Below are 25,402 nucleotides of genomic sequence, written 5' to 3' on the forward strand. Positions count from 1 at the left end.
GCATGAACTCCCCTGGGATCGGCGCGAAAAAAGCCTTACGCCGCGTTCAGCGCCTGCTCCAGGTCTTCGCGCAGGTCGTCGATATGCTCGATGCCGACGGACAGGCGCAGCATGTCTTCGGACACGCCCGCCTTGGCCAGTTCCTCGGGATTGAGCTGGCGGTGCGTGGTCGATGCCGGATGGGTGGCCAGCGACTTGGCGTCGCCGATATTGACCAGGCGCGTAAACAGCTGCAGGGCGTCGAGCACGCGGGCGCCGGCCGCGCGCGGGTCTTCGCCTTGTGCCAGCTTCAGGCCGAAGGACAAGATGCCCGAGGCGCGGCCGTGCATGTATTTCTTCACCAGCGCGTGGTCCGGGTGGTCTTCCAGGCCCGCGTAATTGACCCACGCGACTTTCGGATGCTGCTTCAGGTGCCTGGCCAGGGCCAGCGTATTGTCGCAGATGCGGTCCATGCGCAGGGCCAGGGTCTCGATGCCCTGGATCAGCTGGAAGGCGGAGAGCGGCGAAATAGCCGCGCCCATGTTGCGCAGCGGGACGACGCGCGCGCGTCCGATGAAGGCGGCGGGGCCGAACGCTTCCGTGTAGACGACGCCGTGGTACGACACGTCCGGCTCGTTCAGGCGCTTGAAGCGCTCCTTGTGTTCGGCCCAGGGGAATTTGCCGCTGTCGACGATGGCGCCGCCCACGGTGGTGCCGTGGCCGCCCAGGTATTTGGTCAGCGAGTGCACGACGATGTCGGCGCCATGCTCGATGGGGCGGAACAGATAGGGGCTGGGTACCGTGTTATCGACGATCAGCGGGATGCCGTGCGCATGCGCGATCTCGGCCAGCTTGGCCACGTCGGTCACGTTGCCCAGCGGGTTGCCGATCGATTCGCAGAAGATGGCCTTGGTGCGGCTGTCGATCAGGGCGGCGAAGGTGTCGGGCTGGCGCGCGTCGGCGAAGCGCACTTCGATGCCGATCTGCGGCAGGGTGTGGGCAAACAGGTTGTAGGTGCCGCCATACAGCTGGCTGGCGGAGATGAAATTGTCGCCCGCTTCGGCGATGGTCTGGACCGCGTAGGTGATCGCCGCCATGCCCGACGCGACGGCCAGCGCGGCCACGCCGCCTTCCAGCGCCGCGACCCGCTTTTCCAGCACGTCCTGCGTAGGGTTCATGATGCGCGTGTAGATATTGCCGGCCACCTTGAGGTCGAACAGGTCGGCGCCATGCTGGGCATTGTCGAAGGCGTAGGCCACCGTCTGGTAGATGGGGACGGCGGCCGCCTTGGTGGTCGGGTCGGGGGTGTAGCCGGCGTGCACGGCCAGGGTTTCGATTCTCATATGGTCTCCGGTTGCTGTGGTCTGGGATGATGAAATCCGCAGCCATTGTGCCATGCAGCCCTTAGCTCGATGCTACGCTTGATAGAATATTAAGTCATAAGCTAGTGCCGTCTTGATATAAGTCATGCAGCTCTGCCGATCCGATGAAGCGTTCATGCGTGCCGTGCTGCGCGCAGGCGAACGCGCCGCCGATGGCACCGCGGCGCATGGCCTCGTCCAGGCTCGCATCGCCCAGCCAGGCGTGCAAAAAGGCGGCGACGAAGGAGTCGCCCGCGCCATTCGTGTCCACCACGGGCAGTTTTAATCGCGCCGTCGGATAGTGGCGGACCTGGCCGCTGCCGCGTTCCAGCAGGTAGGCGCCAGCGCTGCCGGCCATGGCGATCACGGCCTGCGCGCGGCCCTGCGAGATGATGGCGCGCATGACGTCGTCCCGACGCTCGCCCAGCGCCGCCGTGCTGAGGAAGACCAGGTCGGCGCGCAGCGCGAAGACCTGGTGGTGCGGGTTGACGCCATCCCAGTCGTGCAGATCGGTCGATACCGTCGTGCCGCATGCTTGCGCATCGTCAAACAGCTGGGCCACCCAGCCCATGATGGAAAAGTGCGCATGGCGCGCCGGGCCCAGGTAGGGCAAATAGAAGGCGGCCGGCATGCGCAGGTCTTCCGGGTGGCGGCCGTCGTACAGCGACAGCCGGCGCCCTTGCGGGTCGACCAGGTTGACGCTGCGCCGCGTGCCCGAAGGTTCGACGAGGTGCGAAAAATCGAGCTTGGCCTCTTTATACCGCTGTAAAATCGCCGCGCCTTGCGCATCGTCGCCGATGAAGTCGATAAACTTGCAGCGCAGGCCCAGCGCGTGGCAGCCCAGCGCCACGCCATTGCCCGTGTGCGCCACGTAGTCGCGGATGGGCGGCACATGCAGCGAATCGGCGACGGGCAATTGCAGGTCGGGGACGCGCACGATGGTGTCGATGCCGGCGCCGCCGACCACTACAATGTCATAGGTACTCATGGTGCTGCCTTTTCCAACAGGACGGTGCCGGCCGCGTTCACGGCGACGGCGCCATTTTTTACCAGATAGGTTTGATGCGTATAGGCGTCGCGCAGCTTGGCGCCATTGGCGAACACGCCGTGCACCTTCAGTTCGAGCGCGCCTTGCGCCTCGGGCACGGCGATGATGGCATCCCCATCGGTGACGCGCGCGAAGGCATACGGTTTTTCATCGATCAGCCGGTGTTCGCCGCGCGCCAGCGCAGGGTGGCGCAGCCGGAACTGGCCCAGCTTGCGCGCATGCGCGAGGGCGGCCGCGTCGAGCGTGTTCCAGTTCATGTCGGACCTCGTCGCCTGCTGTTCGTCGCCGATGGGCGCCGCGCCAGGCTGGCGCGCGCTTTCATCGCCATAGAACAGCTGCACGCCGCCCGGCGCCAGCAGCAGGGCGCTCAAGCCATGCTTCAATTGATCGCGCGGGAACAGGCTGGTGTCGTGCGAGGAGATATACGACAAGATGTCGTAGCGGGGCGCATTGCCAATGCGCTTGCCCAGCAAGCCCGCATACTGGCGGTACACGCCGTCGATGCTTTTCCAGTCGCCGCCCGCGCGGTGCTGGAAGTCGAAATTGATCATCGAGTCGAAGCCCGCGTCATGCCAGCTGCTGCGCTCGGGGCCATGGCCCCACGCTTCGCCCGTCATCCAGAACGGCGCATCATCGATTTTTTGCTGCGGGTGGCGCGCCTTCCAATCCTTCAATGCCTCCGTGGCCGCCGCGCGCAGGGCCAGCCAGCTGTTTGGTTCCACGTGCTTGACGGTGTCGGCCCTGAAACCGTCGACGCCGAATTCGCGCACCCAGTCGGCCAGCCAGTGGACCAGGTAGCCGCGCACGGTCGTATCGGGCAGAGCCACGGCGCGCGTGTCGCTCTTGCGCTGCAAAATGTGTGGCAAGCCAACGGCCTTGGCGCTCTCGGTACGGAAGTCGGGCAGATAGGCCAGCTGCATGGTGAAATCGTCCTGGCCGCCATCGGGGTAGCCGGGCAGGCCCGCGCGTACCCAGTCCGGGCCCCACCATTGGGTGAATTCGAAGTTGTTGTAGTCGATGAAGCTGTGATAATCGCGCAAGGTGGCCTTGTCGTGGCCCGGCCACAGCACGGGCACCTTGTATTGCGCCAGGGTGCGCAAGTCCGCATAGCCGGGATGGTTCAGCACCACGTCGAACAGCACGCGGATGCCTTGCGCGTGGGCCGTGTCGATCATCTCGCGCAATTCCTCGCGCGTGCCCATGTTGGCGTCCATGGTGGTGTAGTCGAGCGCCCAGTAGCCGTGGTAGGCGTAGTGCTGGAATTGCTGCTTGCCGCCCACCACCCAGCCGTGGATTTGTTCGTACGGCGCCGTGATCCATAGGGCGTTGACGCCCAGTTCCTTGAAATAGCCGGCTTTGAGCTGTTGCGTGATGCCGGCGAGGTCGCCGCCGTGGAAGCTGCCGACATCGCCGCCTTGCGGGTCGGCGGCGCGGCCGTAACTGTGGTCGTTGCCGGAATTGCCGTTGGCGAAACGGTCGGTCACGGCAAAGTAGACGATGGGGTTATCGGCGAAAGACCCTGCCTGCGCCGAAGCGCACAGGAGCAGGGCGGCCAGCGTAGTCAGGGTGCGTCGCATGGTCAGCCTTTCACGCCGCCAGCCGTCAGGCCGGAGATCATCCATTTTTGCGCCAGCAGGAACACGGCCGTGATGGGCAGGCCGGACAGGATGGCTGCCGCGGCGAAGTCGCCCCACAGGTATTTTTGCTCGTACAGGAACAGTTTCGAGCCGACGGCCAGGGTCAGGTTGTTTTGTTCATGCAGCAGCACGGAGGCGATCGGGTATTCGATGATGGCGCCGATGAAGGACAGCAAAAACACCACCATCAGAATCGGCACCGTCATCGGCAGCAGCACGTAGACGAAGGCTTGCCACTGCGTGGCGCCGTCGACCTTGGCCGCTTCCTCGATCTCGACGGGGATGGTTTGATAGTAGCCCTTGATGGTCCAGATATGCAGGGCGATGCCGCCCGTGTAGGCCAGCACCAGGCTGCCGTGGTGGTCGATCCCCAGCCACGGCACGTAGCTGCCCAGCACGTCGAAGATGGCGTAGATGGCCACCAGGGCCAGCACGGCCGGGAACATCTGCAGCAGCATCAGCGCGGACAGGGTCTGCGACTTGAAGCGGAACTGCATGCGCGCGAACGCATATGCGCAGGTGGTCGACAGCAGCACGGTGACGGTGGCGCTCATGCTGGCCACCTTGATGGAATTCCACAGCCACAGCAGCACGGGGAAGTCCGGCTCGACCAGGGCGCCGTTGGCGGCCTGGTAGGACATGCCCAGCGCCAATCGCCAGTGCTCGAAGCTGATCTCGGGCGGGATCAAGCTGCCCGAGGCGAAATTGCCGGGGCGCAAGGAGATCGACAAGATCATCAGGAAGGGAAACATCACCAGCGCGATCAGCGCGATCACGGCGACGTGGGCCGCCAGGATGCGCCAGCGGTTGGAACGGTCGACAACGATAGCCATGGTCGGTCCTTTATGCTTTGTTCATGCGCGTCAGGCGCATGTTGACCAGCGAAATCGCGGCCACGAGGAAGAAGATCAGGGTCGAGATGGCGGCGGCCAGGCCAAAGTTCTGGCCGGAATCCTCGAACGCGATGCGGTAGGTATAGGACACGAGCAAGTCCGTCGTGCCGGCCGGCAGGGTGGTGTCGAGGAAATCGGGACGCCCGCCCGTCAGCAAACTGATCAGCACGAAATTGTTGAAATTAAAGCCCAGGCTGGCCACCATCAGCGGCGTCAGCGGCTTGATGATCAGGGGCAGGGTGATCTTGAAAAAATTCGTCAGCGGTCCCGCGCCGGCCAGGGCCGACGCTTCGTACAGGTCCGACGGGATCGCCTTGATCAGGCCCATGCACACCACCATCATGTAGGGGTAGCCCAGCCAGGTATTGACGATCAAAATCATGGCCTTGGCCAGCGTGGTGTCCGAGAACCAGGCGGGCTTGATGCCGAACAGGGCGTCGAGCACGAGGTTGATTTCACCAAAGTTATTGTTGAACAAGCCCTTGAAGACCAGGATGGAAATGAAGCCCGGCACGGCGTACGGCAGGAACAGCAGGGTGCGGTACAGGCCGCGGAAGCGCAGCGCGTCCCAGTTCAGGAGCACGGCCAGCACCATGCCCAGGCCCGTCGTGGTGGCCACGCTGATCAGGGCGAAGACGATGGTCCAGACGAAAATGCGCAGGAAGGGGCCGCGGAAGGCTTCGTCGGAGAAAATCTTGACGAAGTTGGCAAAGCCCACGTTGACCTTGAAGCCCGGTTCCAGCTTGGTGCCATCCGGCATTTCATAAAAGCCCGTCTTGAAGTTCGGCGTCACGAGTTCGCCCGTGGCGATCTTTTTCAGGGTCTTGTCCGGCAGTTGCTTGTAGACATGCGCGACGGGGCCGAATTCGCGCAAGCCCACCATGCGCAGCTCGATCTTGTTCGGCAGCACGAGCGTGAGCAGTTTCAAATCCTTTTGCAGGGCGATGATGTCCTTGATGGGCAGGGCGGGGGCGAGCACGGGCGCCTGCACGGGGTCAGCCGGCGCCACCTCGACATTCAGAGGCACGGCGCGCTTGAGGGCCAGCGGCTGCGTCAGCAGCACTTCGCCCGTGTCCGGGCTTTCCAGGCGCAAGCGGTATTCCTTGTTGTCGGCATGCACGGTCATGGCATAGCCGGCGCTTTCCACGCGCTGCGTCTCGTCGAGCAGGTATTGCGTGGCCCTGTCGTAGGTGAGCAGGTTGCGCGAGCTGAAATTGGTAAAGCCGATCGACACCGTGTACACCATCGGCAGCAGCACGAAAACGATGACCGCCGTGATGCCGGGAAACAGATAACGGTAGGCATAGGCGCGCGGCGACGTGAAGACAAACGTCGTCAGGGTCAGCAAGCCGAGGAAAACGGCGGCCAGCATGGTCTGGCCGGAAATGTACAACATGAAGAGCAGATACAGACCCAGCGCCATGCTGATGGTCAATACCGTAGGGCCGATAAACTTGCGCACGATGGGATACCTGTAATGATACGTAGGCCGGATTAGGCCCAAAGGGCCGTAATCCGACAACATTGTTGGCGTGCATGTCGGATTACGCGCAAGCGCTAATCCGACCTACCTAATTTAATTGGCGGTCGTGATGCGCTTGGCCGCTGCATCGAGGCCATCCTTGGTCGTCTGGCGGCCTTGCGTGATGTTTTCCAGCGCCGATTGCATCGACGACCAGAAGCGGCCCATTTCCGGATTGTTCGGCATCGGGCGGCCTGCCTGCGCGCTTTCCATCGTCGCCTGGATGTTCGGGTTGGCTTTCAATTCCGCGAACAGCACCTTGTTCGCCGGCGTGCCCAGCGGGACGTCAGCGTTGATGGTTTTCAGGCCGTTGAGCTGCAGCATCTGGTTTTCCAGGAATTCCGTTGCCAGGTCCTTGTTCGGGCTGGCTTTCGAAATCATCGCGCCCAGCACGCCCACGAAGGGGGTGGCCGTCTTGCCTGCCACGGTAGGAATCGTCGCCACGCCGTAATTGATCTTCGATTTGCGCGCGTTGTCCCACGACCATGGGCCATTGATCATCATGGCGATCTTGCCCTGGTTGAAGCCCGCTTCCATTTCCGCGTAGCCCGCGCCCTTGGCCATGGCGCCGCTGTTGATCAGATTCATCAGCGCATTCACGCCCGCCTGTGCGCCCGCATTGTTCACGCCCGTTTTCGCTGCGTCGTAGCGGCCGTCCGCCTTGACTTCAAACGGGAAGCCGCCGCCCGCGCCCAGCAAAGGCCAGGTGAAATAGGTATTCGTGTAATCCCACAGGATGGCTTTCTTGCCTTGCGCGGAGAGCTTCTTGTCCAGCGCGGCGATTTCCTCGAAGGTTTTTGGCGGATTCGGCACCAGGTCCTTGTTGTAGACGAGGGCGACGGCTTCGATCGAGATCGGGTAGCCCCAGGTCTTGCCGCCGACCGTAAAGGCGTTCCAGGCCAGCGGCAGGATGGCGGCGCGCGCTTCCTTGCTTGGCGTCACAGGTTGCAGCAAGCCGGCATCGATCCAGCCGCCGATGCGGTCATGCGGCCAGATCCAGATGTCCGGGCCCTTGCCGGCGGCGGCTGCTTGCTGGAATTTGTTCGGCGCATCTTCCGGGTGCTCGACCACCACTTTGACGCCCGTCTTCTTGGTGAATTCCTCGCCGACCTTGGCCAGGCCCTTGTAGCCCTTGTCGCCATTGATCCAGATCAACAGGGTGCCTGCTTCGGCCGCGTGCGCCATGCTGACGGCGGCCAGGTTGCCGATGCCGGCCAGGGCGGCGGCGATCAGGGTGGTTTTGATGAAGCTGCGTTTCGGGTGCGTAAAGGACATGTCAATCTCCAGTGTCTTTTTTTAATTAAGTATCAAGGCTGAAACGATGCAACCAGGCCAGGCGGCGCCTGTAGCGCCTGGCCCCTAAAGTGGAGTGTCAGGTGCGGGTCTGGCCGTGCTCGTCGAACACGTGGACGCGGGCGGGCGCCACCTGCAGCGCCACGGACTGGCCGATGGCCCAGTCCGTTTCCGCATCGGCGCGCACCACCAGCGGCTCGTCGCCGCCGGGCACGTGCACATACAGATAGCTGATGTCGCCCAGCTTTTCCACCGCCTGCACGGTGGCCGTGATGGCGGCGGTCGCGCCGGGCGCGCACGCCTGCACATGTTCGGGACGGGCGCCGATGGTGACGGGGGTGCCGCTGGCCAGCGGCTGCGTCAGCACGGCCTGCAGCATGCCGCCCGCATTCGTGGCGACGGTGGCGATGCCGTCGGCATAGCTGTGGATCTTGCCTTTGAGGAAGTTCATGCGGGGCGAACCGAGGAAGCCGGCCACGAACAGATTGGCGGGATGGTGGTACAGCTCCAGGGGCGCGCCCACCTGCTCGATGCGGCCCGCGTTGAGCACGACGATGCGGTCGGCCAGGGTCATCGCTTCGACCTGGTCATGCGTGACGTAAATCATGGTCGAGCGCAATTCGCGGTGCAAGTTCGCCAGTTCGATGCGCATCTGCACGCGCAGCGAGGCGTCGAGATTCGACAGCGGTTCGTCAAACAGGAAGACGTCGGGCTTGCGCACGATGGCGCGGCCGATGGCCACGCGCTGGCGCTGGCCGCCCGACAAGTCTTTGGGTTTGCGTTCCAGCAAAGGTTCGATGCGCAGGATCTGCGCGGCGCGCTGCACGGCGTCGGCGATTTCTACCTTGCTCATGCCGGCCAGTTTCAAACCGAAGGCCATGTTCTGCGCCACGCTCATGTGCGGGTACAGGGCGTAGCTCTGGAACACCATGGCGATGCCACGCTTGGCGGGCGGCACGTCGTTCATGCGCGTCTTGCCGATGAATAAATCGCCGCCGCTGATTTCTTCCAGGCCGCAAATACTGCGCAGCAAGGTGGATTTGCCGCAACCCGACGGGCCCACGAAGACCATGAATTCGCCATCGGCGATGTCCAGGTCGATGCCGTGCAGGGTTTGCACGTCGCCATATGCCTTCTTCAGCCCTGCTAATTTCAGTCCTGCCATGTCTGTCGTCCTCACTCTCACTGAATGTGCCTGGCCAAATCTGCTGCGCGTCGAAATTTGCGGCTGGCGATGCTCACTGTGCCTTCGCACAGCTGCGCTTCTCAGCCACAACTTTCATCCGCTCGCTACGATTTTGCCAAGCACTGCTACTCTGTTGTTCGTCCCCGCTGATGCGCGGGGCTCGTTATTGTAATTGGCGGCATGGCCGCCAAAGCCGGCGATTTACGCTACCGTGCCGAACCAGCCGCCATGCGGGGGCAGGCTGATCTGCTGACCATCTTTACTGCCTGGCAAGCCGTGACCGGCAAGGCCGGCTGCGGGCGCCGCATCGGGCCAGGCGAACATGACGGCTTGCGTACTGAGGTTGAAGGCGGCCAGCACGGACGGTTGGCCGGGCAAGTCGCGGCGCAGGGCCAGCACGGGTTCCGGCGCATCGAAGAAGACGATATCGCCGCGCCGCAATTGCGGCAAGGTGCGGCGCCAGGCGAGGATGTTTTGCGCGAAGCGCAGCGGCGAGGCGCTATCGCGCTCTTCCACGTCGGCGGCGCGCGCCAGATGCTCGGGCGGCACGGGCAGCCAGGGTTTTGCATTGCTGAAGCCGCCATGCGGCGCCTCGGCCACCCACGGCATCGGCGTGCGGCAGCCGTCGCGGCCCTTGAACTGGGGCCAGAACGGGATGCCGTACGGGTCTTGCAGCGCCTCGAAAGGAATGTCCGCTTCCGTCAGGGCCAGTTCGTCGCCCTGGTACAGGCACGGCGTGCCTTTCAGCGCCGCCTGCACGGCCAGCACCACCTTGGCCAGCGACGGTGACGGGTTCTCGCCGCCCCAGCGCGTCATGACGCGCACGCTGTCGTGGTTGCCCACGGACCAGGAAGCCCAGCCGTCGGCCACTTGCGCCTCGAATTCTTCCACCTGCTTGCGGATGTGCGCGGCGGAAAACTCGGCCGTCAGCAAGTTGAAGCTGTAAGCCATGTGCAGCTTGTCGGCGCCCGTGTAGGCCGCCATCGTGGCCAGCGCATTGTCGTCGCCCACTTCGCCGATGGAAATGGCCTGGTACTCATCAAGGATGGCGCGCACGCGCTGCAAATAGGCGATGTTTTCCGGTTGCGTCTTGTCATACATATGCGCCTGCATGCCGTACGGGTTGATGGCCGACACGCTGCTTGCATCGCGCTGCGCGGCGGGTGGATTGTCGCGCAGCAACTGGTCGTGGTAGGGGAAATTGCAGGAATCGAAGCGGAAACCGTCGACGCCGCGTTCGAGCCAGAAACGCAGGTTGTCCAGCTGCGCTTGCTGCACTGCCGGGTTATGGAAGTTCAGGTCGGGCTGGCTGACGAGAAAATCGTGCAGATAGTACTGGCCGCGGCGCGGCTCCCATTGCCAGGCGGAACCGCCGAACACGGACAGCCAGTTGTTCGGCGGCGTGCCGTCCGGTTTCTGGTCGGCCCACACATACCAGTCGGCCTTGGGATTGTCGCGGCTGGAGCGGCTTTCCACGAACCACGGGTGGACGTCGGACGAGTGCGACAGCACCTGGTCGATCATCACTTTCAAGCCCAGTTCATGGGCGCGCGCCACCAGACGGTCGAAATCGGCCAGGGTGCCGAACATGGGGTCGACGTCGCAGAAATCGGCCACGTCGTAGCCGAAGTCTTTCATCGGCGACGTGAAGAAGGGCGAGATCCAGACGATGTCGGCGCCCAGGGCGGCGATGTAATCGAGCTTGGAGGTAATGCCGGGCAAGTCGCCGATGCCGTCGCCATTGCTGTCGAGGAAGCTGCGTGGATACACTTGGTAGATGACGGCGCTGCGCCACCAGTCGGCGGGCAGGTGGGCGAGATTGTTCTGGATGGTCGGCATGAATGATTTCTTAAAAGTGCCTGTAGCCGTGGCTATCAGGGCTGCGCTGCTGGTTGGTAGGCGAACGTCTTATTTTAAAATTCAAAGCGCTTTGGGTATGAAATGAGTATAGTTCAAAGCGCTTTGAAAAGTAAAGCGATACACGCGCCAGACATGCGATTTTTTTATGGGGGTGATTCAGGACAACGATGTGGCGCCGCCGGCCAGGCGGCCGGCGGCGTAAAGGGGCGGAAAGCGCCTAGTGCGGCACCGGCCCGGCCGACTCGCCCGGCAGCAGTTCGCACGGCCACAGTTCCTGCAGGTCGGTGACGGGCGTGCCGTCCATCAGGGCCAGCAGCATGTGGATCATCTTCGCGCCGGCGCCGCGCGGGTCGGGCTGGACGACGGTGGTGACGTTGTGGCCGGCCAGGGAATCTTCCATCACGCCCCAGACGATCAGCGACATGTCGCGGCCGATGGCGATGCCGGCGTCGAGCAGGGCGCGCACGGCGCCCACGCCCGACATGTGGTTGTCGACGATGACGGCGGTGGGACGGGGCGAGCGGGCCAGCAGGCGCTGCATGGCCTGGTAGCCGGCGCGGCGGTCGTGCGCATTGTCGACCAGGTTGTCGGGATCGACGGCCAGGCCGCCCGCCTGCATGGCGTGCTGGAAACTCTCGACGCGCTGGCGCACGAAGTTCAGGTCCGGCGTGGCGCTGATCAGGCCGATGCGCTGATGGCCCAGCTGCGCCAGGCGCTCGACGGCCAGGCGCATGCCCGCTTCGTTGTCGTAGTCGAACCACGCATGCGGCTGGTTCAGCTGCGTGCGGCCATGCGCGACGAACGGCATGCCTTGCTGCGCCAGGTAGGCGATGCGCTCGTCGAACGGTTTCGTGCGCCCGACGATCAAGCCATCGATGCGGCGGCCCTTGACCATGCGTTCATAGGTGTGGAATTCGTTGGTGGCCGAGGCGGGCGCGATCATCATGTCCATCTGCTGCGCTTCCAGCGCTTCGGACATGCCGCCCACGATGTCGATGAACATGGGGTCGGCCAGGTCGTTCGGCATCAGCGGGTAGATGATGCCGACGATGTTCGTGCGCCCCACGGCCAGGCTGCGCGCCATGGGATTGGGACGGTAGCCGGCCGCCTGCGCGGCGGCCAGCACCCGCTCGCGCGTGCGCTCGCTCACTTCCGGATAGCCATTCAAGGCGCGGCTGACGGTGGTTTCGGATATTCCTAGCGTTCTGGCGAGATTTTTGAGGTTCATGGATGCTGCGTCTGGGTGGATCGGGAGCGGTGCGGGTAGTTTATCTGATAAATGCCCGAATGATCAGGGGTATGACCGGCGGCCGCCGCGCCCAAAAAAATACGCGGGCAAACCCAGGGGCGCCCGCGCTAAAAGAGGATACTGCTGAAACACTACAGTGAAGCTGCCGGCCATCGCGTGCAGCGGCGAAATGGTGGGTCCGGATACGGCGTGCCCCTCGACAAGCGGGCGGTGCTGCTGCCACGGGCAAGCGTCCGGGGACGCTCGCCTATGTTCTAAAGTCCTGCGATTACCACCAGGATTCCACCTGGAAACCGATCGAGCTGCCGTTGGTCTTGCCGCCGAACACACCCGTCGACGACAGCGCCGATTCCGCCGCGGCGGCCGACTGGGCTGCCTTGTTCCATTTGGCGTAGGTGTAGAAGGCGCGCAGCACGGGGCGCGACCAGAAGCTGTTGCCGGCCGACAGTTGCGGGGCAAAGGTCAGCTTGGTCAGGTTGCGGCTCTCGCCGCCTTCCGGCTTGACGATGTCGTGGCCCAGTTCCACGGCCAGGCTGTAGTTGTCCGTGAAGTGGTAGACGGGGCGCGCGCCGATCGACGTCCACTTGCTGCTCACGCCCGCCGTTTCCTTGTCTTCGTAGACGAAGGTGCCCATGCCCGACCAGGAACCTTTGGGCTGGATCATGATTTGTTCCGTCAGGCGCACCACCTTGTCATCCTTGCTGGCGCCCAGGCTGAAGCCGCCCGTGTTGGCCGCGCTGCCTTTGCCGTACTGCAGTGCCACCTTGTTGAAACCGCCCAGCAGATTGCCTTGCGTATGCATGATGGTCAGCAAGTGGCCGCTGGCGATGGGCGCCGCGCCTTGCGCGTTGCGTTTCTGGTTGAATTGCAGGCCCAGGGTCAGTTCGCCGTCCGGGTTGACCTTGATGCCGGAGAAGCGCAGGTCGTGGGACAGGCCCATGCGCTTGCTGTCGCCATCGTCGGCCGTGCGCACGATGGCGTAGGCCAGCTTGGCGGCGCCCAGGTCGATGTTTTCCAGGCCGGCGCCCGGGCCGCTGTTATTCCAGAAGTAGTAATCGGTGATGTGCACGTCCTGGCGGTCGTAATAGCGTTTTCCGACCCAGGCGCGCGCTTCGGCGAAGGCGCCCGTGCCGATCTTGTCGGCCACCACGTTCATTTCGCGCCACGACGGGTCCGATTGTTCCCAGTCCTGGTTCTGGTTGACGGAAAACGCCACCAGGGTATTGATGCGGAAGGTGGTGCCGTTGGCGGCCTTGAAGGCTTCGCCGCCGAATTTCAGCTCGCCGTAGGTTTCGCACTCATTGCCCAGACGATACTTGGACGAGGCGCCGGCCAGGCCGAAACAGGCTTCCTTGCCGCCTTCGCTGCTGGTGCCGAAGCCCGAGCGGATGTAGCCGCCGAAATCGATCGGCAGGGCGGCCTGGGCGGCCGAAGCACTCAAGGCCAGCGCCACGGCGGCAGGCAAAGTTTTCAGGAAATGTTTGTTCATTGCGTCTCCAGTGTTTTTATAGGTGTGGGATCGGCGTGCGTCACTTCGCACAACCAAAGCGCTTTAGTTATGTTTCAAAGCGCTTTGAGTATAGTTCAAAGCGCTTTGATCAGTAAACTAGTTTTATTCTTTGAATTCTTCCTAAACTTTTGAGGTGTTGCGGAGAAACATCAGGCAGGGCGGCGGCACGTGGGCGCCGCCGTGTATGGCAGGAGGAAATCAGGAAGGCGTGTCGCAGGCGGGGAAGGGGACCGAGTCCGTTGCGGCAGGTGCCGGATGGCGCAAAAAGACCAGGATCAGCAGGGCCGAGACCGTGGTAATGCTGGCCAGCACATACAGCAAGTGTCGGAAGGCCGTGCCGTACGCCTGCGCCAGTTCGGCGGCGCCGGCCTGCGGCAGCAGGGTGATCGCATGGCGCAGCTCGCCCAAGGCCAGGAAGGGGCCGGCGTGCGCCGCCTGTTCCGCGCCGATGCCGGCAAGGCCGGCACCACCGAGGGCTGCCACGGTAAACGTGCCCAGCAGCGCGCTGACGATGGCCAGCGCCAGGCCTTCGCCCGCCACCCTCGTCGTATTGAAAATGCCGGCCGCCATGCCGGCCCGCTCGACAGGCACGACGCTGATGGCCAGGCCATCCATCAAGCCCCATGGCAGGCTGATGCCGCAGCCGATCAGCAGCAGCGGCCCGATCAAGGTAGCGGGCGCCTGGCCCGGCACGCATGTGGACAGCCACAGCAAGCCGCCCGCCGCCAGCAGCAGGCCGCTGGCGCAGATGTGTGCGGCGGCGATGCGCTGCGCCGCCAGGCCAGCCAGGAGGGGCAGCACCAGCATGGGCGCGGACAGGGCGATCATCATGCGTCCCGCCTCCAGCGCGCTGTAGCCTTCGATGCCGATGAAGCGGGCCGGCAGCAATACGAGCAGCACGACGAAGGAAAACGCGGGTGCGGCCGCCAGCAATTGCACGCCGGCAAAGGCGGGCAGGCGGAATAGGGTCAAGTCCAGCATGGGCCGCGGCGCGCGCCGCTCCACGCCGATGAAGGCGGCCAGCAGCAAGGCCGCGCCACCGAACAGCCCCAGGCTGGCGGCGCTGCCCCAGCCGCTGCCGGGCGCCTGCAGCAAGCCATAGGTAAACAGGGACAGCGAGCCCGTAAACGTCAGGGCGCCGGGCCAATCGACGCCTTGCGCCTGCGGGTCGCGTGTGTCGCGCATGGCGCGCGCGGCGGCCAGCAGGGCGGCCAGGCCGGTCACGGCCGTGGCGGCAAACATGGCGCGCCAGCCCGTGTGCGTAATGAAGGTGCCCGCCAGAAAGGGCCCGAAGGCCAGGCCCACGCCGAAGGACGTGCCGATCAGGCTGAAGGCGCGCGCGCGGGCCGGGCCGTCGAATTCCTGCGCCAGGGCCGCCAGTCCGCTCGACAGGGCCATGGCGCAGCCCAGGCCCTGGACGGCGCGCAGCACGTCGAGCCACAGGATGGCGGGCGCGGCCGCCAAGGCCAGCGCGGCGGCGGAAAACACAGCCATGCCCAGCAAGAACAGGCGCTTGCGGCCATAACGGTCGGCCAGCGCGCCGGCCACCATCAGGCAGCCGCCAAAACTGAGCATGAAGGCATTCGTGATCCACGCCAGCGCCAGCGGCGTGCCGCGCAGGTCGGCGGCGATGGCGGGAATGGCGATGGCCGGCCCCGTAAAGCTGAGCGGCATGCACAGCGCAGCGAGGCAGACGGCGGCGAGCACGAAGGCGCGCCGGGATGCGGAAGCAGGTTGCATGCGGTGATTCGTATCCATGGGAATGATTCCAAAAAGAGGAAATCTGATGATAATATGGATGTAATCCATGAAAAAGTGGCTGAAAATCCACTCATAACGGACAAATATTCCCTAATTGAGGTCGCATGGATAATTTAAACGGCATAGCCGCTTTTGTACGCGCGGCGGAAACTTCCAGTTATGTGGCGGCCGGGCGGCTGCTCGGCGTGTCGGCCTCGGCCGTAGGCAAGAGCGTGGCGCGGCTGGAAGAAAAGCTGGGCGTGCGCCTGCTTAACCGCAGCACGCGGCGCATCAGCCTGAGCAACGAGGGCGCGCTGTTCTACGAGCGCTGCCAGCGCATCCTGGCCGACCTGGGCGATGCCGAGGCTGAACTGTCGCACCTGGCCGAGGCGCCGCGCGGCAAGCTGCGCGTCAGCATGCCCGTGATCGGCTACCGCATCATCCTGCCCCTGCTGGCGGACTTTACGCGCGAGTACCCGGAGATCGAGCTCGACCTCGATTTCAACGACCGCCTGGTCGACGTGGTGGCCGAAGGCGTCGACGTGGCCGTGCGCAGCGGCACGCTCACGGATTCGCGGCTGATGGCGCGCGAACTGGGGCCGTTTGCCTTTGCCATCGTCGGTTCTTCCGCGTACTTCGCCCGCCATGGCGTGCCGGCCACGCCACGCGCGCTGGAAGGGCACGCCTGCGTGCGCTATAAATTTCCCACCACGGGGAAATTACAGGAGTGGGCGCTGCGGCGCGCCGAGGGCGACGGCGGCGGCGAGCTGCGCTTGCCCACCGCCTTGACCTGCAACAATATCGAAGCCCTGATCGGCGCCGCCACGCAGGGCGTGGGCCTGGCCTATTTACCCGACTTTATCGTGCGCGACGCCATCGATAGGGGCGAGTTGCACGCCGTGCTCGGCGACTACCTGCAACACGCGAGCAAGTTCTGGGTGCTGTGGCCGTCGAGCCGCCACCTGTCGCCCAAAATCCGCGTCTTTGTTGACCACTTGTGTACCCACCTGCATTTCTCGTCGCCCCCTCCCGCCCCTGCGGCATTCCCCTGATACCCCTGGCCCCAGCGCTGGCGGCGGGTTGGGGAATATTCCTACCCCAAAGCGATTATTCCTAACGCTACGCAATTTATATTTGCTGCACTGCATTAGTCTATGCCGCACGGCATCAGCTTATATCCTTCCTGAATACCGGTCATTCGTTATGGAAATTGCCATAAGGAATTTATTTATGTTAATTTCATATCTGTTTCTGCAACATTGCATCAGCATGGCAGTTGCGGGGACATGTGCAGGATTAGGCGCCATAAGCGTGTAGTAACCAACAATTAAGGGGTGACCGCCCCGTTCCGTTCAGGGAGTGTGCATGAAGACAGTGATGACGACGCCGCCGGATCCGGCGCCAGCCGCGACCGCGAAACCGGCCCGCAAAACGGGTTTGCTGCTTGGTGGCGGTGCACCAAATTCCACCTTGATCGCCGGCGCCCTGGCCGCTTTTCTCGATGAGGGCATCGAGTTCGACGTCATTTCCGCGTCCGGCGCGGGAGTGTTGATGGGTTTGCTTTACACGACGCCGCACGACGCCGCGCCGCGCCAGGCCTTGCAAAGCTGGGCCGACACGGGCGTGGCCGACAGCATCTACAAGATGATCCCGATCAACTACAAGGTCTTCCAGAAGCCGGGCATGCATGCGAGCACCTTCCGCGACGCTTTCCAGCCGCCCGCGAACAATCCTTTTTTTCAAGCCTTCCAGCAAACGTTTGCGGGCATCCCCTCGGCCTGGTCGGACTGGGGGAAATTGATGGTGTCGTCGCTGTCGCCATCGGACCTGTCGGCGAAAAGCCTGGGCCTGTGCGCGCACTTGCCCTTCCTGGAAAAAGCCGTGGATTTCTCGGGCGTGGCGCGCATGCGCCCCGATTTCTACATCAATGCCTACAACCTCAGCGAGCACCGCATGCAAATCTGGGGCAAGCATGAGATCGAGCCCATCCACGTGCGCGCCGCGCTGTCGTTTCCCTTCCTGTATGCACCGACGACCATCGCGGGCGACGACTATATCGAAGGCGCGGCGCTCGACACGCTCAATTTCGACCCATTTATCGAAGGCAAGGGCGAGCACCATGACGCCGATACCCTGGTCATCCTCGACATCCTCGGCGACGAGCGCCTGCTGCGCAAGCCGCGCAACCTGTACGACGCCTGGGTGCGCTCCATCATCACGCCGCTGGTGAAAATTTCCAAGAGCGAGCTGCGCCTGTTTGAACTCGAGCACAATACGGATGCGCGCACGGGCCAGCCCAAGCGGCGTTTGCTGAAACTCGATCTGATGGGCGGCATCCCGGAGCAGCACTGGCCCGACACCCTGGACTGGTCCAGCTCGAACATGCAGCTGCTGTTCGACGTGGGCCACAAGGCGGGCCTGGCGTTTTGCCGCCAGCATGGCGACTTGCTGCGCCGCGCGCCGGACGCTTCCCCGCTGGCCGCATAGCTGCGCGCCGCCCGTCTCCCGAACCCGGCCACCCGATCGGCAGCTACCCATCCTGCCTGGCCTTGCCAGGCCCCTTTTTACTGTGAAACACCATGAATATCACCAAGCAATTAATCCTCACCCTCACCATCGCCTTGCTGGCCCTGCTATTGCTGGGCGCCGGCGGCGCCATCCAGTTGCAGCGCGCCCAGGAGCGCTTTGACACCGTGCAAAACCGCATCATTCCCAGTATCCAGGGCTTGAATGCGGCCAAGGGTTTCCTGGCCGATTCGCGCCTGGCCGGCTATCGCCTGTCCGTGTTCTCGAACCTGGCCGACAAGACGGCGCTGGACAAGGCCGTGGCCGACGCCAACACGAATTTTGACAAGGTCATCGCCACCTACCGCGCCGAGCGCCTGTACGACGCGACGGACGGCAAGATGCTCGACGCCGACCAGGCCGCCATGGAAGCCTACCGTCGCGCGCTCGTGCCATTCTTTGCCGCCGCCTATGCGGGCGACATGGATGGCGTGCGCGCCACCTTGCTGGCCGGCACGCCGCTGGCCATCACGGCCGCCGCCGCGAAAAAGAGCATGGATGACCATATCGCCTACAACAACAAGCTGGTCGACGACGTGAAGGCTGAAAGCCTGGCCGCCTACGACACGGCATTCAACACCATGCTGGCCGTGCTGGGCGTGGCCGTGCTGCTGACGGGCGCGCTGGCCTGGCATATTTACCGCACCATCAGTGGCGGCCTGGGCAATATCGAACACACGCTGGAGCGCGTCAGCGCCTCGCTCGACCTGTCGGCCGCCATGCCCGTCGAGCGCATGGATGAAGTGGGCCGCACGGCCACCGCCTTCAATAAATTCCTCGAACGCATCGTCGGCGTGATCGCCACCGTGCGCGCCTCGGCCGATACGGTCAGCGTGGCGGCCGCGCAGATTTCCGCCGGCAACGCGGACCTCTCCGTGCGCACCGAGCAGCAGGCCTCGTCGCTGGAGGAAACGGCCTCCAGTCTGGAAGAGCTGACTTCGGCCGTGCGCCAGAATACGGACAATGCGCGCCAGGCAAATACCCTGGCCGTGTCCGCCTCGGACGTGGCCCGCAAGGGCGGCGCCGTGGTGGCGCAAGTGGTGGGCACGATGGGTTCGATCAACGAATCGGCGAAGAAGATCGCCGACATCATCGGCGTGATCGACGGCATTGCCTTCCAAACCAATATTCTGGCGCTGAACGCGGCCGTGGAAGCGGCGAGGGCGGGCGAGCAGGGCCGCGGCTTCGCCGTGGTGGCGACCGAGGTGCGCAACCTGGCGCAGCGTTCGGCAGCGGCCGCCAAGGAAATCAAGGGCTTGATCGAGGATTCCGTCGACAAGGTCAACACGGGCAGCGCGCTGGTCGACCAGGCCGGCGCGACGATGGAAGAAATCGTCGCCAGCATCCGTCGCGTGACGGACATCATGGGCGACATCGCCAACGCCAGCCACGAGCAAAGCGCCGGCATCGAGCAAGTGAACCAGGCCATTTCGCAAATGGATCAGGTGACCCAGCAAAACGCGGCCCTGGTGGAAGAGGCGGCCGCCGCCGCCTCCTCGCTGCAAGACCGCGCCGTGGAACTGGTCGACGTGGTGGCCGTGTTCCGCCTGCGCGGCGATGCCAGGGAAAAATCATTGAAGGTGGCGGGCGGCTTGCCGGCCCCGGCCGTGGCTGCGGCCAGCCGGCGCCTGGCGCTTCCCGGCCGCAGCGCCCGCGCTTAAGCCTTGTGACTGCCCCGGTACGCCGGGGTTTTTCTTTGGTGGAGGGGCTGTCCCATGCGGGAGCGTTGATGTTCTGAGTCCGTGGCGAGGGCAGGTAACGTTGCCCGGCTTGGCAGGGCGGCAGGGAAGAGGGAGCCACCGTCGGGTTGCGCGCCAGCCAGGGCGTCTGCTGAGCTTTCGAGGACGTCAGTTCGCTTTCGCCCCGAAGCGCGCAGGCTATGCCAAGATTTTAACGAAACGTAGGCGTTTTTCCTGGTAGCCGTTACGCTCATAAAACAGATGCGCTCGGGTACGAGCACTGCTGCTGGACAATTCAAGCTGTGAACAACCATGCTGCAACGCAAACCCTTCCGCAGCAATTAATAAGCTTGCTCCGACGCCTGAACTCCTGCGTTCGTCGTCCACTACCAAAGCGGATAGTAGAGCCCAGGTGCCTCGAACATGTAACGGCTTTATGGTATGCACTACCGCAACTCCGACAACATTTTCACTGTCCTGCGCTACAAATACCTCGCCCGACGAACTTTGACGTAGTTCATGTAAGTATCTGTCGACTTGCTCGACTTCGTTTGCATATCCTAGTTGTGCCAATAGCTCGACGATACGTTCCAGGTCGCCGGTTGCAGCTTTACGAATGTTCATTTTGGGTATAGGTTCAAACAACATTTTTCAAGAACTGTACTTTCTCTTCTGGCGGCTCCCGCCTGTCGTCGACCAGTCATAGCCGACCCATTTGATTAGCCGATGCTCTGTTGTAGAGCGTCTGGTACCTTCGGTAATTTCGTAGCGTACGATATAAAATCGTCTGTGAGCGATATCACCAATATCAGACTGAAGAGCATACCAGCTGGTGCGGCCGGATAGGTGCCGCGTTTGGCGGCGCGGCACCTATCCAGTTCGCCAGCGACGCTGCGGGACCGCGATTCCAGCTTCAGCCCTTGGGCCAGCACGAGTTTGACTGCCTGGGCCCGGAACGCCGGTGTATCTGTCGCTGATTTCATGTTTTCACTCCCTTTCACAAGCTTATCAAGTGAAAGTGTCCGAACATGCCAGGCTCGCTCCATAGTGAGGCGTCTCGCGGCCGGAGACGCCATGCGGTGTCTACAGTGGCACCGTCTTTCAGAGGCGATACAGACTGCCGGAGCCAACGCCGTCCACCGGCGTGCCGTCCGTGCAGCCGGCCATCGGCAAACCCTGCGCCCATCCTGCTGCCAAGGCATGCACGTCACGCAAGGGATCGGATGCCTTGGCGCGCTCATTGCGAATGCGGCAGGTTTCAGGATCCGTGGCAAACAGACCGCGCGCGAAAACCCGACCCTGCTCGGCCAGCTTCGCGGTCTTCGGCCCGCGGATCTGCGCGAAGCGCAGCAAGGCTTCATCGAGGCAGCCGTCCGCTCCAACCAGACAGCGAGCCAGATGCCAGGCGTCTTCCAGCGCCTGACAGGCGCCCTGGCCAGATGTCGGCAACGGCGCGTGCGCCGCATCCCCCACGAGCAGCACATTCGCCCGGCTCCACGTGTGCAGCGGCTCCAGATCGTGCACGGCAATCAATCGGATGGCATGCCCCGGTGTCGCCTGGATGATGCGGGTGACAGGCTCCGGCCATCCCGCGAACAGATCCTCAATCTCCTTACGCATATCCGCTGCGGGCGCCGCCCCCGGCAAGGGCCGTGCCTGCGCCGCCGCCCAGTAGACCAAATCCGGCCGGACCGCCACGCAACCGAAGCGATCACCCGAACCCCAATAATCCTGAATCGCGATATCGCCCACTAAGGCACTGTCCCCCTGCGCCACACCCACCCAGTTCACGAAGCCCTGATAAACGGGCGTGTTGTCCCCCGCGACGAACCGGCGTGCCACCGAGTCCATGCGGCCATCGGCGCCGATCAGCAGATCTGGACGAATGCTGACCCCGTTGTCGAACCGCGCCACGGCTTTGCCGTCAGCATCGAGGTCGATCGCCACCGCCCGATGCCCGAATGCTACCGGGATCCCGGCCTGTGCCGCATGCTCCAGCAGTACCGCCTGCAAGTCCCGGCGCAAAATCGTATGGGTCGGATGTCCCATCACCTGGTCCAGCAGCGCAATATCGATGCCCCCCAAAGAATTGCCCGCGGCATCTTGACGGTGCATGGCCACTGGCCGGCCTCCCACAGCAGCGATGTCTTGCAGCAGTCCCAGTTCCTCCAGCACAAAGCCAGCGTTGGGCCATAGCGTCACGCCAGCCCCCATCGTCGCAGGCCCCACCCGGCGCTCATATACCCGGGGACTGTATCCCCGCTGGCTCAAGGCAAGCGCCACGCTCAACCCTGCAATGCCGCCGCCAAGTATTCCTATTTCCATGCTGAAGCTCTCCTATTGAATCCGTCCCGACGCACCGCCGACGGCGATCCATCGGACGAGACAGCATCTTAAATTGCGCCACTTTGGAGTACTAGTATGTGAAAATGGGCAGCTTTCATACCTTAATCGGGATAATCATGCGCAATGCCCTCGACCTCAATACCATCCGTGTCTACGTGGCGGTCGTCGATGAACAAAGCTTTGCCGGCGCGGCACGCCTGCTGACCCTGCCATCTTCCAACGTCAGCCGCCACGTCGCCTCGCTGGAACGCATGCTGGGCGTCCGTTTGCTGGAACGCAGCACCCGCCACCTGCGCATGACGGAAGCTGGCAGGCTACTCTACGAACGCGCAAAACCCTTGCTCGACGCCTTACTCTCCACCAAGGAAGAGCTTGGCGCAGTACAGGGTGAACTGCGTGGCCCCCTGAGGATGTGCATGCCAGGCGAAGCGCCAAGGCTGCTAGCGCCTATCCTGGCCGAATTCTGCAGCCTCCATCCCGGCGTCGAACTGGAATGCGACACGCGCCTGACCGGCCTGGAAGCTCTCCGAGAAGACATGGACCTGTCCATCGTCTTCCATCGTGGGCGGCAGGATGACAGTACTTTCATCACCCGCGAACTCGCTACGCTGCCCAGCATCGTGGTCGCGGCGCCCGCCCTGCTAGCCAAGACCGGAATGCCGCGCCAGGTGCGCGAACTTAGGTCATTGCCTTGCATTACCACCTTGAGCGCGTTAAAGGGCCAGCCCTGGCAGTTTCTCGACGCCACAGGCGAAATCGTGAAGGTCGCTGTGCGTAGCCGCTATCGTGTTAACAGCGGAGAGCTGGCATTGGCGGGTGCGCTGCAAGGCATCGGCTTCGCGATAGTGGCGGCCTATCCATGCCAGGAATATCTTGACGCAGGCCGATTGCGGGAAGTACCGCTGGACCTGTGCCCTGCGCCGCTGCAATTGCTTGGCGCGTACAGTCATCGGCATTCCGTGACTGCGCGGGTTCGGGCTTTGCTGGAATTGATACAGCTGCGGTTGGAAGGAGTCGGGAGCGGCTCAAGATGAAAATCGAATTGAGGAACACGCCCGAATAGCCGAATGCCTGCTCCGGTGCTGCGGTTGCCGTCGTGGGCATATTCCGCCCCGTTGCGTACCATTGGCGACCCGACCGCATAGATCACGCACACGATGCGCCGGACGAAGCCAATACTCATTTGCCGACGCATAAAAATTTTACGTGCAGTGCAGCTTTTGCCGGGCCATACACGGCTGGAGAGTACTGTGCGATATCCAGGAATTGAGATCGTCGACGCACTCGAGATGGCCGAACAGACTGACGCCCAAGAACAAGGGAGGCATCAGCTTTCGCTCTATTGCGTTGAAAAACTCCAGTTGAGCACGCGGCCTTCACGATTTGCCGCTGTCTAAGCAAAGAAAGGACGGAGGCTGCGATGATGGGACGTCAGGAGACCAAACGGGAGCTGTTCGTCTTGATTAGTCTAAACGAATACGTTCCCGAAGACCATCTGCTGAGAGCGGTGGACCACTACCTCGACCTGAGCGAGTTTCGCGAGAACTTGGCTCAGTCGTACAGCCATACAGGTCGGCCATCAGTCGATCCCGAGCTAATGGCCCGCATGCTGATTATTGGCTACTGCTATGGCATACGTTCCGAGCGGAGGCTGTGCGAAGAAGTCGGCATGAATCTGGCCTACCGCTGGTTCTGCCGGTTGGGTCTGAAGGACAAGGTGCCGGATCACTCAAGTTTTTCCAAAAATAGACACGGCCGTTTTCGCGATCACGATGCATTTCGCCAGCTATTCGATTCGGTTCTTCGAGGTTGTATGGCAGAAGGCTTGGTACAGGGTGAAGGGTTTGCAACCGACGCCAGCATGATCAAGGCTAACGCCCAGCGGCAACGTTCCTGTTCAGGCGATTCCGCTATCGATTGGGGTGATCCTGAGCAGGCAAGTCGACCGGTGCGAGAATATCTGGCAGCTCTGGAGCAAGCCAATCCAGTGCCGGCCAAAAGAAGCACGCTGACCGATCCGGCTGCAACCTGGACTGCCGCTGCCGGGCCGGCTATTTTCGCATACTCAACAAATTACCTGATCGATTTGAAAGTGGGAATGATTGTCGATGTCGAGGCATCCGCCGTCAACAAGATAGCCGAGGTCGAATCGACCAAAACGATGATCAACCGGGTTGAGGAGAAATTCGCTATCAAGCCACAGCGATTGGTGGGCGATACGAATTACGGTGTGGCCGCAATGCTGGGATGGCTGGTCGATGAAAAGAAGATCGCCCCGCATGTTCCTGTCTGAGATAAATCCGAGCATCACGACGGCACTTTCAGCCGTGCCGATTTCCTCTTCGATAGAGAAAACAATCGTTATGTTTGCCCTGCTGGCAAGTATTTGAAACACGCTCAGCGTAGCCAGCAGAAAAACCCATTTCGCTATCGGGCCAGCCTGTATGACTGCCAGGTCTGCCAGCTCAAATCGAAATGCTGCTTCCGCCAAGACAGAGCGTGAAACTAGTGATGCGTTAAGCGAGCCCAGCACCGCCACTGCGTACAATTTTCCTGTACATTGATTGTCTTGTGAAACGTCTTACCCAAGAGTTTTTCAACACAATAGCCCCAATTCGGACCTTCGCGATTGGGGCCGACTGCTGTCGTTGGCAGGTTTCGCCTTAAAGCGGCCGCTTACAGATGTTGATCCCGCTCTATTCGCCAAATCTCATGACCAATGTCGCGAGCTACCGACATCTCAAACTCGAAAACACCCATTATCAAAAGGAGGCATTCGTGTCGTTTGAATCCATCTTCCCAGGCCTTCCGATATACCTCTTCGGCAGAAGCGCAGCGCTGCTTCATCGCTAGGTAGGGAGATGGATCTTGGTTCATGTTACGAGTTTAATCCGAGGGAAAGTATAGGTGGTACGTCTGCTTATGGCCGAACCAGGCCGTTCAGCTCAGCTCCGCATGGCAGGTCGTCAGTACGAAAATCCAGCGCGTCCCACTATAGCCTGGATTCGACCCAAAGCCGCCATACAAATGAAATGATAGTAGGCAAAGCTCAGTGCTTACGACGCCAGTCAAGGTATTCAAACTCGCTGTCGTCCTTGTCCAATTCAACGCGGTAGTAGGAACGCTTCGCCATCTCGCTAGCGGTATCGTGCCAGTAAAGTTCAGCAATCTTCTCAACTGTTAGACGTGCAAGTAACTGGTTGTAATAAGAGCCTGTAATCTCTCGAGCGCGCTGACTCGGCACCCCAAACCGTTTCTTTAACTCGTCGATAGTTTGCTCTAGCAGGTGCGGCATCGTGCATTCTATCGGTGCGTCCGAGTCACGAAAAGTGGTAACTAGTTGTTTTAATGCCGAGTCCAGAATGTATCTCGCTACGCTAGAACCAGAGTTGGTTGTGAGAACGAGTTCCCCCTCTTGCTCCAGCTCGACGAGAGACTGCAAAATCTTTTCTACGAGCTGCTCGTCGTCCATATAGAACTCCCGATAATTATGAATTTGCCGTCGGCCCGAAGCTGCCAGTCGGCGAAGGTCCG

At 62.4% G+C, this 25,402-nt stretch carries 19 protein-coding genes and 1 pseudogene; 6 read left to right on the forward strand and 14 right to left on the reverse strand.

Annotated features, from left to right (window positions below):
• Positions 1-35: 35 nt before the first annotated feature.
• From CBW66_RS10670 to CBW66_RS10720, 11 genes are all read right to left on the reverse strand, one after another.
• Positions 36-1,322, reverse strand: a complete 1,287-nt coding sequence (locus CBW66_RS10670) for an O-acetylhomoserine aminocarboxypropyltransferase/cysteine synthase family protein (RefSeq protein WP_086138351.1) — start codon at positions 1,320-1,322, stop codon at positions 36-38.
• Between the two features lie 94 nt (positions 1,323-1,416).
• Positions 1,417-2,328 carry a carbohydrate kinase family protein gene (locus CBW66_RS10675; RefSeq protein WP_086138352.1) on the reverse strand — a complete coding sequence of 304 codons (912 nt, stop codon included), beginning with the start codon at positions 2,326-2,328 and terminating at the stop codon, positions 1,417-1,419.
• Positions 2,325-3,965 carry an alpha-amylase family glycosyl hydrolase gene (locus tag CBW66_RS10680; protein ID WP_086138353.1) on the reverse strand — a complete coding sequence of 547 codons (1,641 nt, stop codon included), beginning with the start codon at positions 3,963-3,965 and terminating at the stop codon, positions 2,325-2,327. Before CBW66_RS10680 ends, CBW66_RS10675 begins: the two co-directional genes overlap by 4 nt.
• Positions 3,966-3,967: 2 nt before the next feature.
• Positions 3,968-4,858, reverse strand: coding sequence for a maltose ABC transporter permease MalG (malG, locus tag CBW66_RS10685; protein ID WP_086138354.1), 891 nt, complete (start codon positions 4,856-4,858; stop codon positions 3,968-3,970).
• Between the two features lie 10 nt (positions 4,859-4,868).
• Positions 4,869-6,380 (reverse strand): maltose ABC transporter permease MalF, encoded by a 1,512-nt coding sequence (malF, locus tag CBW66_RS10690; protein ID WP_086138398.1) that lies wholly within the window; start codon positions 6,378-6,380, stop codon positions 4,869-4,871.
• A gap of 114 nt (positions 6,381-6,494) precedes the next feature.
• Complete coding sequence (malE, locus tag CBW66_RS10695) at positions 6,495-7,715, reverse strand: maltose/maltodextrin ABC transporter substrate-binding protein MalE (RefSeq protein WP_170932858.1); 1,221 nt, start codon at positions 7,713-7,715, stop codon at positions 6,495-6,497.
• A 97-nt stretch (positions 7,716-7,812) separates the two neighbouring features.
• Entirely contained in the window at positions 7,813-8,898 is a 1,086-nt protein-coding gene (locus CBW66_RS10700; protein ID WP_086138355.1) for an ABC transporter ATP-binding protein, read from the reverse strand.
• A 222-nt stretch (positions 8,899-9,120) separates the two neighbouring features.
• Complete coding sequence (locus tag CBW66_RS10705; protein ID WP_086138356.1) at positions 9,121-10,758, reverse strand: alpha-glucosidase; 1,638 nt, start codon at positions 10,756-10,758, stop codon at positions 9,121-9,123.
• A gap of 238 nt (positions 10,759-10,996) precedes the next feature.
• Positions 10,997-12,007, reverse strand: coding sequence for a substrate-binding domain-containing protein (locus CBW66_RS10710; protein ID WP_086138357.1), 1,011 nt, complete (start codon positions 12,005-12,007; stop codon positions 10,997-10,999).
• 289 nt (positions 12,008-12,296) lie between these two features.
• Entirely contained in the window at positions 12,297-13,517 is a 1,221-nt protein-coding gene (locus CBW66_RS10715; RefSeq protein ID WP_086138358.1) for a carbohydrate porin, read from the reverse strand.
• 219 nt (positions 13,518-13,736) lie between these two features.
• Positions 13,737-15,296 carry an MFS transporter gene (locus CBW66_RS10720; RefSeq protein WP_086138359.1) on the reverse strand — a complete coding sequence of 520 codons (1,560 nt, stop codon included), beginning with the start codon at positions 15,294-15,296 and terminating at the stop codon, positions 13,737-13,739.
• A 107-nt stretch (positions 15,297-15,403) separates the two neighbouring features.
• On the opposite strand from CBW66_RS10720, the gene CBW66_RS10725 reads away from it, so the two are divergent.
• The 3 genes from CBW66_RS10725 to CBW66_RS10735 all read left to right on the forward strand — a co-directional run bounded on the left by CBW66_RS10725 (position 15,404) and on the right by CBW66_RS10735 (position 19,504).
• A complete protein-coding gene (locus tag CBW66_RS10725) occupies positions 15,404-16,330 on the forward strand; it encodes a LysR family transcriptional regulator (RefSeq protein ID WP_086138360.1) in 927 nt (308 codons plus the stop codon).
• Positions 16,331-16,655: 325 nt separating this feature from the next.
• Complete coding sequence (locus CBW66_RS10730) at positions 16,656-17,765, forward strand: patatin-like phospholipase family protein (RefSeq protein ID WP_086138361.1); 1,110 nt, start codon at positions 16,656-16,658, stop codon at positions 17,763-17,765.
• Between the two features lie 92 nt (positions 17,766-17,857).
• Complete coding sequence (locus tag CBW66_RS10735; protein WP_086138362.1) at positions 17,858-19,504, forward strand: methyl-accepting chemotaxis protein; 1,647 nt, start codon at positions 17,858-17,860, stop codon at positions 19,502-19,504.
• 216 nt (positions 19,505-19,720) lie between these two features.
• Here the strand turns inward: CBW66_RS10735 and CBW66_RS10740 are convergent, their stop codons facing one another.
• Both CBW66_RS10740 and CBW66_RS10750 read right to left on the reverse strand, forming a co-directional pair.
• Positions 19,721-20,146 (reverse strand): GNAT family N-acetyltransferase, encoded by a 426-nt coding sequence (locus CBW66_RS10740; RefSeq protein ID WP_086138400.1) that lies wholly within the window; start codon positions 20,144-20,146, stop codon positions 19,721-19,723.
• Positions 20,147-20,623: 477 nt separating this feature from the next.
• Complete coding sequence (locus tag CBW66_RS10750; RefSeq protein ID WP_086138364.1) at positions 20,624-21,847, reverse strand: FAD-dependent monooxygenase; 1,224 nt, start codon at positions 21,845-21,847, stop codon at positions 20,624-20,626.
• Between the two features lie 137 nt (positions 21,848-21,984).
• On the opposite strand from CBW66_RS10750, the gene CBW66_RS10755 reads away from it, so the two are divergent.
• The 3 genes and pseudogenes from CBW66_RS10755 to CBW66_RS10765 all read left to right on the forward strand — a co-directional run bounded on the left by CBW66_RS10755 (position 21,985) and on the right by CBW66_RS10765 (position 24,161).
• Entirely contained in the window at positions 21,985-22,902 is a 918-nt protein-coding gene (locus tag CBW66_RS10755; protein ID WP_086138401.1) for a LysR family transcriptional regulator, read from the forward strand.
• 96 nt (positions 22,903-22,998) lie between these two features.
• Positions 22,999-23,175, forward strand: a pseudogene (locus tag CBW66_RS29390) (integrase); the annotation flags it as partial.
• A gap of 113 nt (positions 23,176-23,288) precedes the next feature.
• A complete protein-coding gene (locus CBW66_RS10765) occupies positions 23,289-24,161 on the forward strand; it encodes a transposase (protein WP_086138365.1) in 873 nt (290 codons plus the stop codon).
• 756 nt (positions 24,162-24,917) lie between these two features.
• On the opposite strand, the gene CBW66_RS10770 is transcribed toward CBW66_RS10765, so the two are convergent.
• The gene (locus tag CBW66_RS10770; protein ID WP_086138366.1) at positions 24,918-25,340 is read right to left on the reverse strand and encodes a hypothetical protein; all 423 of its coding nucleotides are present in this window, start codon (positions 25,338-25,340) and stop codon (positions 24,918-24,920) included.
• Between the last annotated feature and the right edge of the window lie 62 nt (positions 25,341-25,402).

Source organism: Janthinobacterium sp. GW456P (assembly GCF_002127655.1).
Taxonomy (GTDB): Bacteria; Pseudomonadota; Gammaproteobacteria; order Burkholderiales; family Burkholderiaceae_D; genus Janthinobacterium.